This is a genomic window from Olsenella sp. oral taxon 809 str. F0356 (assembly GCF_000233535.1).
In the GTDB taxonomy this organism is placed as follows: domain Bacteria; phylum Actinomycetota; class Coriobacteriia; order Coriobacteriales; family Atopobiaceae; genus Olsenella_I; species Olsenella_I phocaeensis.
Window position 1 is genome coordinate 1035303 of record NZ_JH376563.1, and the last position, 16469, is coordinate 1051771.

Annotated in this window: 16 protein-coding genes; 7 read left to right on the forward strand and 9 right to left on the reverse strand. The window is 65.9% G+C overall.

Features of this window, described 5'->3' with window-relative positions:
• Positions 1-203: hypothetical protein (locus tag HMPREF1008_RS10820; protein WP_009278691.1), on the reverse strand; the 203-nt coding region annotated here is incomplete at its 3' end.
• A gap of 211 nt (positions 204-414) precedes the next feature.
• Positions 415-561, reverse strand: coding sequence for a hypothetical protein (locus HMPREF1008_RS10825; RefSeq protein WP_232202835.1), 147 nt, complete (start codon positions 559-561; stop codon positions 415-417).
• Here HMPREF1008_RS10825 and HMPREF1008_RS04650 point away from each other — a divergent pair.
• Positions 560-799 (forward strand): hypothetical protein, encoded by a 240-nt coding sequence (locus tag HMPREF1008_RS04650; RefSeq protein WP_232202836.1) that lies wholly within the window; start codon positions 560-562, stop codon positions 797-799. The two genes, HMPREF1008_RS10825 and HMPREF1008_RS04650, sit on opposite strands and share 2 nt — an antisense overlap.
• A 288-nt stretch (positions 800-1087) precedes the next feature.
• Here the strand turns inward: HMPREF1008_RS04650 and HMPREF1008_RS04655 are convergent, their stop codons facing one another.
• Positions 1088-2791 (reverse strand): OPT/YSL family transporter, encoded by a 1704-nt coding sequence (locus tag HMPREF1008_RS04655; protein WP_009278693.1) that lies wholly within the window; start codon positions 2789-2791, stop codon positions 1088-1090.
• Positions 2792-2942: 151 nt separating this feature from the next.
• On the opposite strand from HMPREF1008_RS04655, the gene HMPREF1008_RS04660 reads away from it, so the two are divergent.
• Complete coding sequence (locus tag HMPREF1008_RS04660) at positions 2943-3893, forward strand: type III pantothenate kinase (RefSeq protein ID WP_009278694.1); 951 nt, start codon at positions 2943-2945, stop codon at positions 3891-3893.
• 233 nt (positions 3894-4126) lie between these two features.
• Here the strand turns inward: HMPREF1008_RS04660 and HMPREF1008_RS04665 are convergent, their stop codons facing one another.
• From HMPREF1008_RS04665 to nrdG, 3 genes are all read right to left on the reverse strand, one after another.
• Positions 4127-5488: an ATP-binding protein gene (locus HMPREF1008_RS04665; RefSeq protein WP_040656732.1), complete on the reverse strand. Its 1362-nt coding sequence runs from the start codon at positions 5486-5488 to the stop codon at positions 4127-4129.
• Positions 5489-5894: 406 nt separating this feature from the next.
• The gene (locus HMPREF1008_RS04670) at positions 5895-6131 is read right to left on the reverse strand and encodes a hypothetical protein (protein WP_009278696.1); all 237 of its coding nucleotides are present in this window, start codon (positions 6129-6131) and stop codon (positions 5895-5897) included.
• Between the two features lie 3 nt (positions 6132-6134).
• Entirely contained in the window at positions 6135-6683 is a 549-nt protein-coding gene (nrdG, locus tag HMPREF1008_RS04675) for an anaerobic ribonucleoside-triphosphate reductase activating protein (RefSeq protein WP_009278697.1), read from the reverse strand.
• Positions 6684-7266: 583 nt separating this feature from the next.
• Between nrdG and HMPREF1008_RS04680 the strand changes: the two genes are divergently transcribed.
• From HMPREF1008_RS04680 to HMPREF1008_RS04690, 3 genes are all read left to right on the forward strand, one after another.
• Positions 7267-8034, forward strand: a complete 768-nt coding sequence (locus tag HMPREF1008_RS04680) for a C39 family peptidase (RefSeq protein ID WP_009278698.1) — start codon at positions 7267-7269, stop codon at positions 8032-8034.
• 424 nt (positions 8035-8458) lie between these two features.
• A complete protein-coding gene (locus tag HMPREF1008_RS04685) occupies positions 8459-9184 on the forward strand; it encodes a response regulator transcription factor (protein ID WP_009278700.1) in 726 nt (241 codons plus the stop codon).
• A complete protein-coding gene (locus HMPREF1008_RS04690) occupies positions 9181-10557 on the forward strand; it encodes a sensor histidine kinase KdpD (RefSeq protein WP_009278701.1) in 1377 nt (458 codons plus the stop codon). Before HMPREF1008_RS04685 ends, HMPREF1008_RS04690 begins: the two co-directional genes overlap by 4 nt.
• A gap of 178 nt (positions 10558-10735) precedes the next feature.
• On the opposite strand, the gene HMPREF1008_RS04695 is transcribed toward HMPREF1008_RS04690, so the two are convergent.
• The 3 genes from HMPREF1008_RS04695 to nrdD all read right to left on the reverse strand — a co-directional run bounded on the left by HMPREF1008_RS04695 (position 10736) and on the right by nrdD (position 13715).
• A complete protein-coding gene (locus HMPREF1008_RS04695) occupies positions 10736-11005 on the reverse strand; it encodes a type II toxin-antitoxin system RelE/ParE family toxin (RefSeq protein WP_040656733.1) in 270 nt (89 codons plus the stop codon).
• Positions 10998-11288, reverse strand: a complete 291-nt coding sequence (locus HMPREF1008_RS04700) for a hypothetical protein (RefSeq protein ID WP_009278703.1) — start codon at positions 11286-11288, stop codon at positions 10998-11000. The genes HMPREF1008_RS04695 and HMPREF1008_RS04700 overlap by 8 nt, the downstream gene beginning before the upstream one ends.
• Before the next feature lie 204 nt (positions 11289-11492).
• Positions 11493-13715, reverse strand: coding sequence for an anaerobic ribonucleoside-triphosphate reductase (nrdD, locus tag HMPREF1008_RS04705; protein WP_009278704.1), 2223 nt, complete (start codon positions 13713-13715; stop codon positions 11493-11495).
• 485 nt (positions 13716-14200) lie between these two features.
• On the opposite strand from nrdD, the gene HMPREF1008_RS04710 reads away from it, so the two are divergent.
• Positions 14201-15361, forward strand: a complete 1161-nt coding sequence (locus HMPREF1008_RS04710; RefSeq protein ID WP_009278705.1) for an aminotransferase class I/II-fold pyridoxal phosphate-dependent enzyme — start codon at positions 14201-14203, stop codon at positions 15359-15361.
• Between the two features lie 186 nt (positions 15362-15547).
• Positions 15548-16348, forward strand: a complete 801-nt coding sequence (locus tag HMPREF1008_RS04715; protein WP_009278706.1) for a Cof-type HAD-IIB family hydrolase — start codon at positions 15548-15550, stop codon at positions 16346-16348.
• Positions 16349-16469: the final 121 nt, after the last annotated feature.

A 16469-nucleotide genomic window follows, 5' to 3' on the forward strand; every position in this document is an offset into this window, starting at 1 on the left:
CGGCGGCGCCACGACGCCACCATGGCCCTCAGCCGCTCCTCGGCGAGGTCTATGCCGCTCCTGGGCTCGCCGGCGCGCCTCTCGCCGAGGCTCCGCGCCTCCCTGGCCGAGCAGGAGCGCTTCGGCAGGCCGCAGCGGGCTCGCTTCGCGCACGTCGGCGGGCAGACGTACGGCCGCGACCCGGCCCCCTCGCGCATCCCCATCAAGAACTTCCCGCGGGTGAGCGCGCGGTCCCTGGTGACGCACTTCTCGCAGAGCCGCGGGGCCGACCCGCGCGCCCTCCCGCACGCGCCGCCAGCCCCCGCACAGTCACGGCAGTTGGCACGGCCCGTGGCCCCGCGCCTCCCGCTGGGCGGCCTGACGGTCCTGCTGGCAACGACTTCGCGGCCGACGGCAGGCGCGGCGACATGCGGGCTACGCCGAGATCTCCAGGCACGAGAGCCGCACCCTGCTGGCGCTCGAGAGAATTGGCCAGGTTGCCACCACCTGCACCGCCGTCGCGTTCGTCTCTCCCCAGGGCTTTGAGCTGCCCTGGTTGCTATGGCTCGTCGCTGCCCTCATGCTGATGGTGTTGTATGAGCTCGCCTGGGTCCGCTATTTCAAAGGTGGGGCGCAGCTCGACGGCATGTACGCGCCCCTGGGTCCCATTCCGGTGCCAATCGCCACGCTGCCCGTCGCCGCGTTCGTGCTGCTCGGCATCTGGCACCAGTCGCCTGCGGCCGTCCTCTCTGCCGTAATCCTCGGGGTCGGCCACATCGGCATCCACCTCGGCCATCTGCAAGAGCTCGCTGGTCGCTAGGCGACGTAGCTCCTTGATGCCGGGAGATCTCGAAACCCACCTCCCAGCGCGCCGCGAGATGCGAGAAGTGGGTGGTTTTTTCTCTCCAAAATGGGGCAAAACTGCCCACATCGGACCTCTCGTGGCCGTCAAACCACCCACATCGCACGTCCCGCGGCAGCGGCGCCGTCAAACCACCCACATCGCGCGTCCCGCAACCAACGCAAGTACCGCCACGGCGATGCCGCATGAAAAGGGGGCGCCGCCCGTACGAGCGACGCCCCGGGCCAAGCCCCGTGTCCCTCTCGCCTACGCCATGCTGGCGAAGATCGAGGCGAAGGCGATGATCACGCCCATGACGGACTCTCCGCCCAGCAGTCCGGATGCCACCACGAGGCCGCTCTCCTGTGCCTTCTCGGCCGACTCCTGGCGTTCCGCCTCGCTGAGGCTCGCGTTCCTGCGTGCGCTGACCTGCTCGTAGACGATGCGCGCCACGGCACCCAGCGCGGCGGTGACGCTCATATAGAAGGGCAGGTAGACGCCCAGTCCAAGCATCATCGCGGGAAGTCGGGCGAAATAGAGCGCAAGCCCTCCCGCAAGTCCCAGCACGAAGGCCGGTACGCTGGGGATGCCCGACACCATCGTGGCTACGACGGAGGCCTGGGCGCTCACGAACTCCTTGTCCGGCCCGAAGGCGTCCGGACCGTAGGCGCTCACCAGGGCGACCATGACGCCCGCCGCGACGAGCGCCCCCAGGACGCCGCCGATGGCCTGGCCCAGCCACTGGGCGCGGGGGTCGGTGCCCAGGACGTGCCCTGCCTTGAAGTCGTTCATCACGTCGCCTGCCAGGCCGCAGGCCACGGCCACGACGCCGGCGATGAAGAAGAGCTGTACCTCCTGCAGGCGTGCGAAGGCCGAGACCAGCAGGAGCACGATGAGTCCGAAGATCTCCATGGGGTCGATGCCCGTCTGGCCGCAGGACTGGGCGCTCATGATGGTGGTGACGAAGGTCAGCAGCACCACCGCGACGGCCGGGATGGGGCCGAGCTGCAGCCCGAAGCAGACGAGCACGGTGATCGCTGCGGTGGCGAGCCCCAGGATGCCTGCGTCGAGGCGGAGGTTGCCGCTCACGAGCGAGGTCGTCGCGGCCACGTCCTCGCCCTGCGCGTCGCCGGAACCCAGGCCGCGGACGACATTGGCCATCTGGGGCAGGATGTCCTTGGCCACCACTGCCACGCCCGAGCCCATCATGAGACCCATGCCCAGGCTCTTCACGATGCCCTGGGCGCTGGCGACGTCCCAGAGCCCGGCGGCGCTGCCGGCCACGACGATGCCGAAGTTGGCGACGATTCCGCCCAGGAGCCACCAGCCCACGGCCACGCCGCCGATGAGGAAGCCGACGGAGAGCATCATGGGCGAGTTGTAGATGCCAAAGGCCACGCCAGGAATGGGCAGCTGCAGCAGCATCGCGGGCACGAGGTGCAGCCCGTCGCGCAGCAGGGCGTAGGTCCCGGCGATGCCCATCGAGCCGAAGAGCTGCCTGCCAGTGCGCCCGCCCGCCTCGGTAGCCCTGAGCGTCTGCGCCGCGGCGTTGCCGGTGGGGAACTCGAGGTTCGCGTCCACGATGAAGTGCCGGTGGATGAGGGCCGTGCAGACGAGGCCCAGGCCCGTGCCGGCAAGCGCCACCAGGAAGATCTGGACCCAGCCGATCTGGCTCGCGAGGCCCAGCATCCAGGCGCCGGGTATGGTGAAGGCGAGGCCGCCGGCCACCATCGCGCCCGCGGACATGATGGTGTGGGTGACGTTGGCCTCGTTGAGGCTGGCGTTTCCGAGCAGCTTGAGGAAGAAGAGCGAGATGACGGCCGCGAAGATGATGGGCCAGGGGAGCGCCCCCAGACGTAGCGCCGTGTAGACGGAGGAGGCGGTGATGATCGCGCAGCCCACGCAGCCGATGATCACTCCGCGCAAGGTAAGCTGGCCACGCCACGAGGCGCGGCTGGTGCCGTTGTCCATATGCAGTCCCTTCAGGATATCCGCTCCCCCTGTGCCGACGCGCCGGTGCGCGGGCGAGGAGTCGGGTTGCTACGGGCGCCTGCGGGGCCGGACGAGCGCCACAGACTTGCTAGAGTGTAGCGCATGGGTCACGAGCTAAGGAGATGGTCTGATGGGTCAGCGCGGGGAAGGCGGGACGGGGGTCGTCTCGCTTGCCGTGGACGTGGGCAACACGACGAGCTCCTTCGGGCTCTTTGCCGCGTCAGCAGGGGAGACGGACGAGCCCTTGGGAACCTGCGAGCTCACCACCCCGCAAAGTCTCACGGTGGACGAAGCCTGCCTGCAGCTCGGCTCCGTGCTGGAGCTTCTGGGCGGGGGAGAGGGGCTTTGCGGGGGCGTTGCCGCCGGAGCGCTCGTGGGGGGTGCGACCGCCGGCGGTGGCGTGGGCGGGGCTGTCGCTGTGTCGTGTGCCGGTGAGGCTGCCGCCCGGACGCGCGTCGCGTCGATCCTCTCCTGCGTGGTTCCCTCTCTGAGCGACGTCTGGGCCCAGGCCTTGGAACGCAGCCTGGGCGTGCGCCCCCTGGTGGTGGGGCCGGGCCTTCGCACGGGGATGCGCATGGCCTACCGTGACCCCGCCGAGGTGGGGCCCGACCGCATCGCCGATGCCCTCGCGGCGCGTCAGAGCCACGGCTCGCCCGTCGTGGTGGTTGACTTTGGCACGACGATGAACGTCGAGGTCGTGGACGCGTCCGGCGCCTTTGCGGGCGGCGTGATCGCCCCTGGTCTGGCCTTGGGCGCGCGTGCCCTGAAGCAGGCGGCGGCGCGTCTTCCCCAGGTGGAGCTGGAGGTTCCGAGCTCCGTCATAGGCCGCTCCACACGCGAGGCCATGCAGGCGGGAATCGTGCTGGGGGAGGTCGCTCGTGTCGAGGGGCTGGTCGGCCGCGTGATGGGCGAGCTGGGCTGCGAGCCTCCGGTGGTGCTCACGGGCACCCGCGCGGAGGACATGGCGCGCCTTTTGGGAGAGGGGCCGCTGTCCGGGCTTCTGAGCTGCGACCAGACGCTCACGCTGCGGGGGCTGCACCAGCTGCTTCTGGGCCAGGCGCAGAGGCGCGCGCGTAGGTAGGGGCTGCCGCGTGGCATGCGGCTCCTCTCGCTCCAGGGTGGCTCGCCCGACCGGATCGTACAAAGAGTTGTATGCGGTTTTTCTCGCCCGACGGGGTGTATTACAAGGTTAGAAAACACATAAGAGCAGGTAGAAGGCTTGCCGAGAAAGACGATTGTTTGCGGAATCCGCATACAACTTCCGGGAAGCCACGGCGGCTCGGAGTAGATGCGCCGACCATCCCGGCCTTCGACCTAGAGGCACCAGGACATGTAGAGCGGCAAGCGTATGATCTCTCCGTCAACCTGCATGGGTCTGGGGTGCAGGATATAGCTTATGCCGACGCGGGTCCCGAATTTCGCTTTGAACTTCTTGAGAGAGCCGAATCTGTACCGTTTCCCTGACTTCACCTCGATGGGGGATACACGTAGCTTGCCGGCCGCATTGTCGTAACCACGCGTGATGAGGAAGTCTATTTCCATGGTGTTCTCGCGCGCCGAATCGTCCCTTCTTGAATAGAAGAAGAGCCTGTGCCCCACCGTCCTGAGTTGTTGGGCAACGACGTTCTCTGTCAGCATTCCTTCGTTTACCTCGAGCCTGTCTAACAGGATGTCGCGGTATACCTCGTGAGGCGTCTGGTCGTTGTCCCAGAACTGGAGTGTCGACAGAAGGCCCGTGTCTGACATGTAGCTCTTGAACGTGGTCTCGTCGAGACTTGCCGAAAGTCCAACTGCAGGGTCGTCCGCGTTATGGCAAGTTGAAGTTATCTGGGCGTTGTCCAACCAATAGAAGGCGTCTGCGTACTCGCGCATGCGCGCGTTCTTGTCGATGCCCGAGAGACGGAACACCTTGTCATGTTTTGCGAGCTGGCTGGGAATGGTCGAGTAGACGCGTGACAGACGAATCGCCTCTCTGCCTCCAAACCGTTGCATGTCATTGCGATACAGAGAGACGATGAGGCGCTTCTCCCTGTCTACGGCTCCGAAGTCCCTCTGCTCGAGGTAGCTGCTGACTACCTGGGGCATACCGCCAACGAGTATGTACTCGCGGAAGAGGCGCTCTGCCCTCCTGTGCAAGGCGTCTGGTAGGGGGGAGAGCGTGGAGAAAGATTTCCGAATCAGCGTAGAGAGCTGATCTTCCCCGGCAGCCCACAGGAACTCCTCGAAGTCGAGCGGATCGAGCCTCAGAGTCTCTTCTTCGGAGGGAATGAGGATGTTCCCGATGTTTTGCTGGATGGAAATCAGGGAGCCCGTCTCTATGTAGTCATAGCGTCCGTCTGCGACGAGCTGCTTGATTAGCTCGCGCGCAGGGGGAAAGAGCTGTACCTCATCGAAGATGATGACTGACTGGCGACGTGTGAGCTGTACCCCATAGATGGCGGCGAGGTACATGAAGAGCGAGTCGAGGTCATTCTTGTAGTCGAGGAAGATCTGCTGGACTGATTGCGGTGCGTTCGAGAAGTCGATAAGCAGGTAGGAGGCGTACGCGTCTTTTGCAAAGGCCTCGACGAGCGTGCTCTTGCCCACTCGACGCGCGCCCTCGAGCAACAGTGCCGTCCTCCCGTCGGAACGTTGCTTCCAAAGCTCCAGCTGCGTGTAGGCCTTCCTGTTAAACACGATACTCCCTTTTCTTTTCACCACGAAATGCGCTCTCTTATTTGGATGATAAGACACGAAATGCGTAATTATTAGTATTAAATTTATCACGAAATGGAGAATTGTGTTTTGAGGGAAGTATGTTAGCCAACCTGTGGGCGACGGACAGGGGATTGTATGTGGTTTTTCTCGTCCGACGGGGTGTATTACAAGGTTAGAAAACATATAAGAGCAGGTAGAAGGCTTGCCGAGAAAGACGATTGTAAGCGAAGGTCACACACAAATTTTGAAATCATCCAAAGTGCGACGCCGACCTGGAAACCGACGGCAGCGGGCGGGCGCCACGACTTGCGACCTGCGCAATCGCTGCCGTCTGCGTAGCGGGTACCCTCGCCCTCGCACTGGGCACGGCGAGGCACCGGCGCGTCTAGCCGCGGCGCCGGTAGCGCTGCATGAGGTAGGTCTCGGCCCAGATGATGGCAAAGAGCGCGACCGCGAGCACCAGGCGCTGCTGGTCCTCGAGCTGCGGCAGGGCCAAGAAGGCGATGACCGCGGCGACGCCCACCAGGGCCAGGAGAACGATGAGCCAGGTCAGCGGCTCGCGCGGGTCCAGGCTAGTCAGGATGTTGAGGAAGGTGGGCCTGCCGAGGTCAGAGATTCTCATGCGCTACTCCATGGTGTGCGTTGCGAAGACGGGGTCGTCCTGCCACAGTACGACCTCGCCTGCGGCGAGCGAGGCGGGGACGTCGATGATTCGCTGGTTGGACGACCCGCGGAAGCGCAGGGTGATGTCGTATAGGTCCTGGACGAAGGGGCCATCCACCAGCACGTCGAGGCAGGCGAGGATGCGGTCGGTGTGCTCCGTGTGCTGGGATCCGCCAGGACGCAGCTGCTCCCAGCTGTGGCCGCTGTACATCCAGACGCCCTTGTCAGGGCGCTCGCGGCGCACGCGCTCGAGGAAGTCGACGAGGCTGGCTTGGTTCTCGGGCTCGGTGGGCTCGCCGCCCAGGATGGAGAGCCCGTCCACGAAGTCGGGCTCGAGGCTGGCGATGATCTTGTCCTCCGTCGCGCGGTCGAAGGGCTTGCCTGCGTTGAAGTCCCAGGCCTCCTCGTTGAAGCAGTGGGGGCAGTGAAGGCGGCAGCCCGAGACGAAGAGCGTGGTGCGCACGCCCGTGCCGTTGGCGATGTCGAAGTACTTGATGGTCGCGTAGTTCATGGGGCTCCCTCGGTCGCGGTGCACCCAGTATAGGCGCTGCACGGCTGGGGCTGGCCTGGCAGCACTGCTCGTGTGCGCAGGCCGCGCATGGTTTGCGCGGGATTCGGAGAAGGGGCAGGCCGCGCATGGTTTGCGCGAGATTCGGAGAATGCGCAGGTCACGGGCGAGAGGCGCGCAGGCTACGGCTGCTTTGCGCACCACGCGAGCCGTGGGACTCCCATGTCGGAGGCTCCGGATGCCGCGGGTTGGCTCATGCGCCACGCGTGTTGCGGGACGTTCGGCACGGGATTCCGCGCAGCTCTCGCCTTGCCTGCCTTAAGAAAGTCTTTCGCGCTTGGACCCTGGCTCCTTAAGCTGCCCTACCCGTATAAACGCAGGTAGTTGGAACGTTGGCCTGCGGGTGGGGGAGGTCTGGATGTACGCGAGGGCAGGGGGCACTGTCGTGCGCGAAGCTCGGGGCGGCGATTGGCAGCTGGCACGCAGGGGCTCCACGTGCGGGATGTGGCGCCGGTGCCGGCAGGGCTTCGGGCGCGGGGCGTGGTGCGACCTGCGGAGGCGCCCCGCGCGCAGGACGTGGCGGCCCATGCTCAGGGACCTCGTGCTGGGAGACCCCGCGCTTGTGGAGCGGCTCGTCGCACGTGCGCTCCTTGCCGCCTTGGTCCCGTTGGCTCTCCTTGCCCTGGCGGCGTTCTGGCTTGCCTGGCAGGAGGGGGGCTGCTCCCTGGCGCGACCGCCCGAAGGGACCCCGGCAGAGCTCGTCGAGCTCTACGACCGCAACCCCGAGGCGCGCCGCTTCGTCCTTGACTACGTGGCGAAGGACGAGCTCGTGCAGCCGGTCGACCTCTCGTCCTTGGTGGGGTCGCGGGAGGTGCCGCTGCTGCTCCAGTGGGACGAGCGCTGGGGCTACCAATGGTATGCCGGCCAGTACCTCGCCCTCTCTGGTTGCGGTCCCACCTGCCTGTCGATGGCGTACGTCTACCTGACGGGAGACCCTTCCTTCTCGCCGCGCGAGGCGGCGGAGTTTGCCACGGCGCACGGCTTCGCGTCGGACGGGAACGGCAGCGAGTGGAGCCTCATACCCGAGGGAGGGAGCCTCCTGGGACTCGACGTGACGGAGCTCCCGCTGGACGAGGGTCGCGTGCGCGCCAACCTCGAGGCGGGAAACCCCGTCATCTGCGTCATGGGGCCAGGGGACTTCACGACCACGGGGCACTTCGTTGTCCTTGCGGGCATGGACGGGGACTCGATCGTGGTGCGCGACCCCAACAGCAGGTCCCGGTCCAAGATGCTCTGGAGCTACGAGCGGCTTGCAAGGCAGGTGCAGGCGCTGTGGGCCCTTCGGAACGCGTGACGCGGGGGGTTGGGCGCAGGCCGTGCGTTGGGTGGCGTCCCGGCTCGCAGGTCATGCGTGGTTTGCGCGGGATTCGGAGAATGCGCAGGTCGCAAGCGAGAGGAGCGCAGTCTATGGTTGGATTGCGCGTCACGTGCGCCATGCAGGCCACGCGTGCCATGCAGCCCACGCGCGTCGCGCATGCTGCGTGCGTCATGCAGGCCACGTGCGCCATGCGCGCCGCAGGATGCCCGGAACGGGATTCCGCGCGCCCGCGCCCCTCTCGCCTCCCTGCCAGCCTTAAGAAAGTCTTCTGCGTTTGCGTCCTAGCCCCTTAACGCCCCGCTCGCGTATAAAGGTTGCGGGGCACAGGGTCTCCCGCCGGACGGAAGGGCTCCGACCGCAGGAGGGCCCCGCCGCCAGCGACGTACGAGGAAGGAACGACATGCAGCGCATCCTCCTGGTGGACGACGACCACGACATCGTCGGCGCTCTCAGGATCTACCTGAACGACCCCGGCTACGAGCTCCACGCTGCCTACGACGGCAGGCAGGCCGTGGCGGCGGTGAGGGCGGGCATCGAGGCGGGGGAGCCCATCGACCTCGTCCTCCTGGACGTGATGATGCCGGTCATGGACGGCTCCGAGGCCCTGGTGCAGATCCGCCGCCTCACTAACGCTCCCGTGATCATGCTCACCGCCAAGGGAGAGGACGCAGACAAGGTCCTGGGCCTCGACCTGGGGGCGGACGACTACGTGACCAAGCCCTTCGTTCCTGCCGAGCTGCTCGCCCGAGTGCGGAGCGCTCTCAGGCGCTACACGAGGCTGGGCGGCAGCTCCGGCATGGCGGACGGCCCGGCAGGCCCCGACACCCTCGTCCTGGGCGGCATCGAGCTGGACGACGCGGGCAAGCGCGTTACCGTGGACGGCGAGCCCGCGGCGCTGACGCCCAAGGAGTACGACATCTGCCGCTTCCTCATGGCCCGCCAGGGGCACGTGTACAGCCCGGCGCAGATCTACGAGGCGGTGTGGGGCGAGCCGGCCTGCGGCAGCGAGGGCACGGTGGCGGTCCACGTGCGCCACCTCAGGGAGAAGATCGAGATCGACCCCGCCAACCCACGCTACCTCAGGGTGGTCTGGGGACGCGGCTACATGATGGGAGGCCAGAGATGAGACGCAACGGCATCGAGTCGGCGAACGAGAACGCAGGCGCGATTTGGGTTTGGTCGGCGTGCATGGTGGGGGCACTCTCGCTCGTCCTTCTCATGCCGCTTCTGCACTACGTCTACCTGACGCTCAACGGATCCGGCTTCACGATGAACGGGGAGCTCGTCTTGCTGGTCACGCTCGACGCGGCGCTCGTGGCGGGTCTGCTTGTCTCGCGGCGTCGCTGGCACATGGAGGATGACATCCGCGTGGCATGGCTCCACCTCTGGCGCTGGGCGCTCGCCTTCTGTGGCATCGTGCTGGGGCTCGTCCTCGGCCTGGCCTCGGGGCTGACGCCCCTGGTGATCTTCGCCTACCTCGTCGCGCTCTCGCTCGCGTTCGTGATGCTCGGCGAGCGCCAGGCGCGCCTGGCGGAGCTGGGTGAGGTCGTCTCTCGCCTGGCGCAGGGCGACTTCGAGGCCCAGGTGGACGTGGGCCAGATGAGGGGGGACCTGGTCGAGATGTCCGAGCGGCTCAACCAGGTGGCTGGCGCCGCATCGGCGGCTGCGGAGGAGCGTGCGCGGGCGCTGCGAGAGGCCCTCGAGGCCGAGCAGGTCAAGACTCGTGCCGAGCGCATGCGCACCGAGCTCATCACCAACGTGAGCCACGACCTCAAGACGCCCCTGACCTCGGTGATCAACTATGCGGACCTGCTCGCGTCCGAGCTCGCCCTCGAGCCTGGTGAGCGCGACGAGCAGAAGCTGGCCGAGTGCGCCGACGTGTTGGGCAGGCAGTCCGCACGGCTCAAGAAGCTCATCGAGGACCTCATCGAGGCCTCCAAGGCCCAGACGGGCAACGTTCAGGTCGATCCAGTCTCCATGGACGCGGGCGTGCTCCTCTCGCAGGCGCTTGGCGAGTGGGGCGAGAGGATCGAGGGCGCGGGGCTGGAGCTCGTGGACAGGCTGCCCGAGCTGCCCCTTGCGGTGAGGGCGGACGGGCGCCTGATGGGGCGCGTGCTGGACAACCTGCTGGGCAACGTGGCGAAGTACGGACAGCCGGGGACGCGCGTCTACGTCAGCCTCGCCCCAGGGGAGGGCGTCGCGCGCATGAGCCTCAAGAACGTGTCCGCCGCCCCGCTCGACGTGAGCGCCGAGGAGCTGCTGGAGCGCTTCGTGCGCGGTGACTCGTCGCGTACGACCGAGGGTTCGGGCCTGGGGCTCTCCATCGCGCAGAGCCTGATGGAACTCCAGGGTGGCAGCCTTTCTCTGGACGTGGACGCGGACCTCTTCAAGGTGGAGCTCACGCTACCGCTGGATGCGGGTGTCGCTGCCAGCATGGACGCGGACACGGATGATTCCAGGCAGTGCCCTTCCGAGGACGAGGCGACCACCGTGCTGTAGGCGCCGAGGTGCCGGATGGACCGGGAGGTGGGGTGGGAGCCCCTTGGCCCCTGCTCCCCCTCCCGTCTTGTTGGTCCGGCCTTGCCGGGTGCGTGTTGATCGGCCCTGTGGGTCGCCGTCAATCCACGTCGACTTACACCCATTTGTACTTGTGATGTGCCCTTGCGCAGGGTCCTCGTCACCACATGCGGCGTTGGGGGATGATGCCCATGAGCGTTACGGCATCGTCCTTCTCGTCGTATTCGTAGATCAGGTCGAAGGGTGGGAGAGAGCACTTTCTGGTCCCGTCTCCATGGACGCGGCGGATGGAATCAGGAAGGTCGCTGCTGCCGCTCAGCGGGAACGACTCGACCATCCGCAGGATTCGCTCCAGGCGGCTTGCGAGCCTTGGCGTGTAGATGGCCTCTGCGTCATCAATGAACTGTTCCGCGAACAGAAGCCTAGCCATGCCGTGCGAGCCTCTTGTCGAGGGCATCAGAGAATGCCTCCATGCCTTCCACGTAGCGGCCTTCTTCTATGTCTGCCCTCCCGTTCCTCAGGCATGCACGAAGCCTCTCCTCGTATGCGGCTCCTTCCGCCGCCTCCTGCAGCCGCCGCTCGAAGATCTCCTCGCTCATGAGCACGAACGCTCCGTTGCCGTTCTCCGTGATGTGGACCACGTCATGAAGCGCGGCATCCTTGACCTCTCGCTGTCGGGTCTTGAGGGCGGCGGAGGAATAGATGGTTGTCATGCCCTCGCTCCTTTCCTTGGAATAGATACCATACACAGTACTATTTTAGATACCAAAAGAAAGCATCTTGTCTCTGCGCTGCAAAGGGCGTCTAACTTGCGAAGCCCACAGTGAAGAAACTCGCGCCGTGCCTGGAAGCCTCCAGGCACGGCGCGAGTTGCGAGCGCGAGATGTCATGCGGACTAAAACGTCCGCCCCGGCTGCCTACAGGTGCAGCACGCGGTCCTTGATCTCTTCCGTGCGGCCCTGGTTCCAGAACTGGGTGCCGATGTAGCCGCAGGTGCGACGGGCCACGTTCATCTTGGACTGGTCGCGGTTGTGGCAGTGGGGGCACTCCCACACCAGCTTGCCGTCGTCCTCGACGATCTGGATCTCTCCGTCGTAGCCGCAGACCTGGCAGTAGTCGCTCTTGGTGTTGAGCTCCGCGTACATGATGTTGTCGTAGATGAACTGCATCACGCGGATGACGGCCTCGAGGTTGTCCTGCATGTTGGGCACCTCGACGTAGCTGATGGCGCCGCCGGGCGAGAGGCGCTGGAACTGGCTCTCGAACTGCAGCTTGGTGAAGGCGTCGATGTCCTCGCGCACGTTCACGTGGTAGGAGTTCGTGATGTAGCCGTGGTCCGTGATGCCCTTCACCTTGCCGAAGCGCTTCTGGAGGCACTTCGAGAACTTGTAGGTGGTGGACTCCAGGGGCGTGCCGTAGAGGGAGTAGTCGATGTTCTCGGCCTCCTTCCACTCGGCGCACTTGTCGTTCATGCGCTGCATGACGGCCAGGCCGAACTCGGTGCCCTCGGGGTCGGTGTGGCTGTGGCCGGTCATGGCCTTCACGCACTCGTAGAGGCCCGCGTAGCCCAGGCTGATGGTGGAGTAGCCGCCATAGAGCAGCTTGTCGATCGTCTCGCCCTTGTCCAGGCGGGCCAGCGCGCCGTACTGCCAGAGGATGGGAGCGGCGTCCGAGACGGTGCCCGCCAGGCGGTCGTGGCGGCAACGCAGGGCGGTGTGGCAGAGCTCGAGGCGCTCGTCGAAGATCTGCCAGAAGCGCCCCTCGTCTCCCTGGGCCGAGAGCGCCACGTCGGGCAGGTTGATGGTCACGACGCCCTGGTTGAAGCGGCCGTAGTACTTGGGCTTGCCGGGCTCCCAGTTCTTGGCGCGTGCGACGTTGTCATAGCCGTTGCCTGTGCGGTCGGGGGTCAGGAAGCTGCGGCAGCCCATGCAGGTGTAGCAGTCGCCGTTGCCCTCGGTCTCCCCCTTGCTGAGCTTGTACTCGCGCATCTTCTTCTCGGAGATGTAGTCGGGCACCATGCGCTTGGCGGTGCACTTGGCGGCCAGCTTGGTGAGGTAGAAGTACTCGCTGCCCTCGCGGACGTTGTCCTCCTCGAGCACGTAGATGAGCTTAGGGAAGGCAGGGGTGATCCACACGCCGGCCTCGTTGCGCACGCCCTGGTAGCGCTGGCGCAGCATCTCCTCGATGCAAAGCGCGAGGTCGTGCTTCTCCTGCTCGTCCTTGGCCTCGTTGAGGTACATGAAGACGGTGATGAAGGGCGCCTGGCCGTTGGTGGTCATGAGGGTCACGACCTGGTACTGGATGGTCTGGACGCCGCGCGCGACCTCCTCGCGCAGGCGCCTCTCGACCAGCTGGTCGATCTGCTCGGGCGTGGGGTGGGCGCCGATGGCCTCCATCTCGGCGAAGACCTGGCGGCGAATCTTCTTGCGGCTCACGTCCACGAAGGGCGCGAGGTGAGCGAGCGAGATGGACTGGCCGCCGTACTGGCAGGAGGCCACCTGGGCGATGATCTGCGTGGCGATGTTGCAGGCGGTCGAGAAGCTGTGTGGCTTCTCGATCATGGTGCCGCTGATCACGGTGCCGTTCTGGAGCATGTCCTCGAGGTTTACGAGGTCGCAGTTGTGCATGTGCTGTGCGTAGTAGTCCGCGTCGTGGAAGTGGATGATGCCCTCGTTGTGGGCGTCCACGACCTCGCGGGGGAGCAGCTCGCGCATGGCGAGGTCCTTCGACACCTCGCCGGCCATGTAGTCGCGCTGGACGCTGACGACGGAGGGGTTCTTGTTGGAGTTCTCCTGCTTGACCTCCTCATTGTTGCTCTCGATGAGCGAGAGGATCTTGTCGTCCGTCGTGTTCTTGTGGCGCTTCTGGTTCTGCACGTAGCGGTAGATGATGTACTTGCGGGCCACGGAGAACCTGTCGAGCGCCATGAGCTGGTCCTCGACGAGGTCCTGGACCTCCTCGACGGTCACGGTGTGCCCGGCCTGGCGGCAGGCGTCCTCGACGTTGAGGGAGGCGAAGCGCACCTCGCGGTCGGTGAGGCGCTCGTTGGCGGGCACCTCCGCATTGGCTGCCTTGATGGCGTTCTCGATCTTACTGAGGTCGAACTGGACCTCGGAGCCGTTGCGCTTGATGATCTTCATTGCTTCCGCCTTCGTCATCGCTGGTTCGCAGCTGGTTGGGCACACCGCCGAGTTGTTGGGTGCGAGGACAAGACTACCACAACAACTTGGGGCATTTGGTTTACTTTGCCACTAGATATTGTTGATAGTTGGTCGATAAGTCTGTTGATAACTGCCGAGCCCCAGCTCCCGCAATTGGTTCTGATAAAAACATTTAGCTAAGGCGAGAGGGGCGTCTGATGAGTTTGTGTACGCCCCCCACCGCTCGCCGACGGCGGGCGGAAGCGCCATCCTTGGGGGAGAGGGGCGGGGTGCCAACACGGCTGGGGCCCAAACGGATTGCGTACCGTGCGTCCTGGGGGCTCAAACGGATTGCGCGTCGTGCATTTGCGCACATCCGCGCATTGTTCGGGCGCCGTCCGTCACACGTCGGCAAAGTTCGCGTGCAAGAATGCTGGCGCCGGGACGTCTCCGGCACCGTGACGGCAATGCGAGGGGAGAGGCGCATGCAGTTCTCTAAGAGGCTCGACCTGTTTGGCAGCGAGGTCTTCGCCACGCTCAACGCGCGTCGTCGCGCCCTCGAGGCGGAGGGCCGGGAGGTCTTCGACCTCTCCGTGGGGACGCCCGACTTCAGGCCGCCCCAGCACGTGGTCGACGCCCTCGTGAGGAGCGCCCAGGACCCGGACAGCTGGAAGTACAGTCTGCACGACAAGCCCGAGCTGACGCGGGCCGTCTGCGACTACTACCGCGACCGCTTCGGCGTGGCGGGCATCGAGCCCGACATGGTGATGAGCTGTCGCGGCACCCAGGAGGGCATGGGCCACGTCTGCGCCGCGCTCGCCGACCCTGGCGACCTGGCGCTCATCCCCGACCCCTGCTACCCCGTCTTCCAGGCGGGCACGCTCCTGGCCGGGGCCGAGCCCTGGTACTACCCGCTCACGGCCGAGCACGACTTTCTGCCCCACGTGGCGGACATCCCCGACGAGGTCGCCGACCGTGCCAAGTACATGGTGGTCTCGCTCCCCGCCAACCCCGTCGGCTCGGTGGGCACGCCCGAGGTCTACCGCGAGGTCATCGACTTCGCCCGCGCCCATGACATCGTCGTGATCCATGACAACGCCTACTCCGACATCGTCTTCGACGGCCCGGCGGGCGGCTGCTTCCTGCAGTACGAGGGCGCGCTCGACGTGGGCGTGGAGTTCCTCTCGCTCTCGAAGTCCTTCAACGTCACCGGGGCACGCCTGAGCTTCCTGGTGGGACGGCCCGACGTCGTGGCGGCGGCGCGCAAGCTCCGCAGCCAGGTCGACTTCGGCATGTTCTTCCCCGAGCAGGACGCGGCGATCGCCGCCCTCAGGGGACTCCGTGACCAGGTGGAGGAACAGCGCCTGCTTTACCAGCAGCGCAGGGACGCGCTCTGCGACGGTCTCGAGGCCATAGGCTGGGAGCGTCCCAACGCGCACGGCACGATGTTCGTCTGGGCGCGCCTGCCCCACGGCCGCGGCGACTCCGTGGCCTTCACCCTGGAGCTCATGGAGCGCTCCGGCGTCATCGTCTGCCCGGGCGCGAGCTTCGGCCCGGCGGGGGAGGGCTACGTGCGCTTCGCGCTGGTCATGCCCCCCGAGCGCATACGCCGGGCGGTCGGGGCCATCGCCTCCTCGGGGCTCTAGGCAGGGGAGAGGGGCTGGCGGCGCGCTTTGGTGCCCCTCTCCGTCACGTGTGCATAAAAGGGCGGAAAATTGCTCATATCGTGTCGTTCGCCGAGCGGTCTGGGCCGTTCGTGGCTTGCCCCCTACAATTTTTTGGCCGACTAACATACATGACCGGTCGGCCAAAGACGCTAGGAGCAACGCAAGATGCCACTTTGGAACACACCCGGCAGGGTCAAGGCCGCCTTCTTCGACGCGGACGGCACCCTGCTCTCGTTCAAGACCCACCAGGTTCCCGACTCCGCGCAGATTGCCCTCTCGGAGCTCCGGAAGGCCGGCGTGAAGTGCTTCCTCGCCACGGGCCGTCCCCCCTACCAGGTGGACGAGATCCCCATCGACAACCTGGAGGCCTTCATCCTCCTCAACGGCCAGATGATCGTCACTCGCGATGACGTCCTGCATGCCGAGGCCTTGGACCCCGCCGACGTCGCGACGGTGGTGCAGCAGGTCAGGGACGGCCTCTACGAATGCCTCTTCATGGAGCGCGGCCGCTGCTACGTGAGCGGGCACGATGACAAGGTGCGCGCCGTGGAGGAGGCCGCCGGGCTCAGCTTCGAGGAGGGGGACATCGAGCAGGCCCTCCACAATGAGATCTTCCAGCTCAACATCTTCCTGGCACCCGGCCAGACCGACGTGGTGACCAACGCCACCAGCAACATGCGTCTCACCCGCTGGTCGCCGCACTTCGTGGACGCCTTCCCCCGCCACGGCGGCAAGGCGCGCGCGGTGCGCCGCCTGCTCGACGAGTACGGCATCGCTCCCGACGAGGCGATTTGCTTCGGCGACGGCGGCAACGACCTCGAGATGTTTGGCGTGGTGGGCACCTCGATCGCCATGGGCAACGCCAACGACGATGTTCGCGAGCAGGCCGACTATGTCACCGACGACGTGGACGAGGGCGGCATCTACAATGCCTGCTTCAGGCTGGGACTCGTGACCGAGGCGTAAGGGCACGGTTTCGGCTCCCCTCCGGGAGTGCGCCCGATACTTCTGAGGCGATTGCCCTAGAGCGTTTCTCGCATCGCGGTTCTTCGCGCGGGCGTTGGTGGTCGTGCGCGCGAGAACCTGC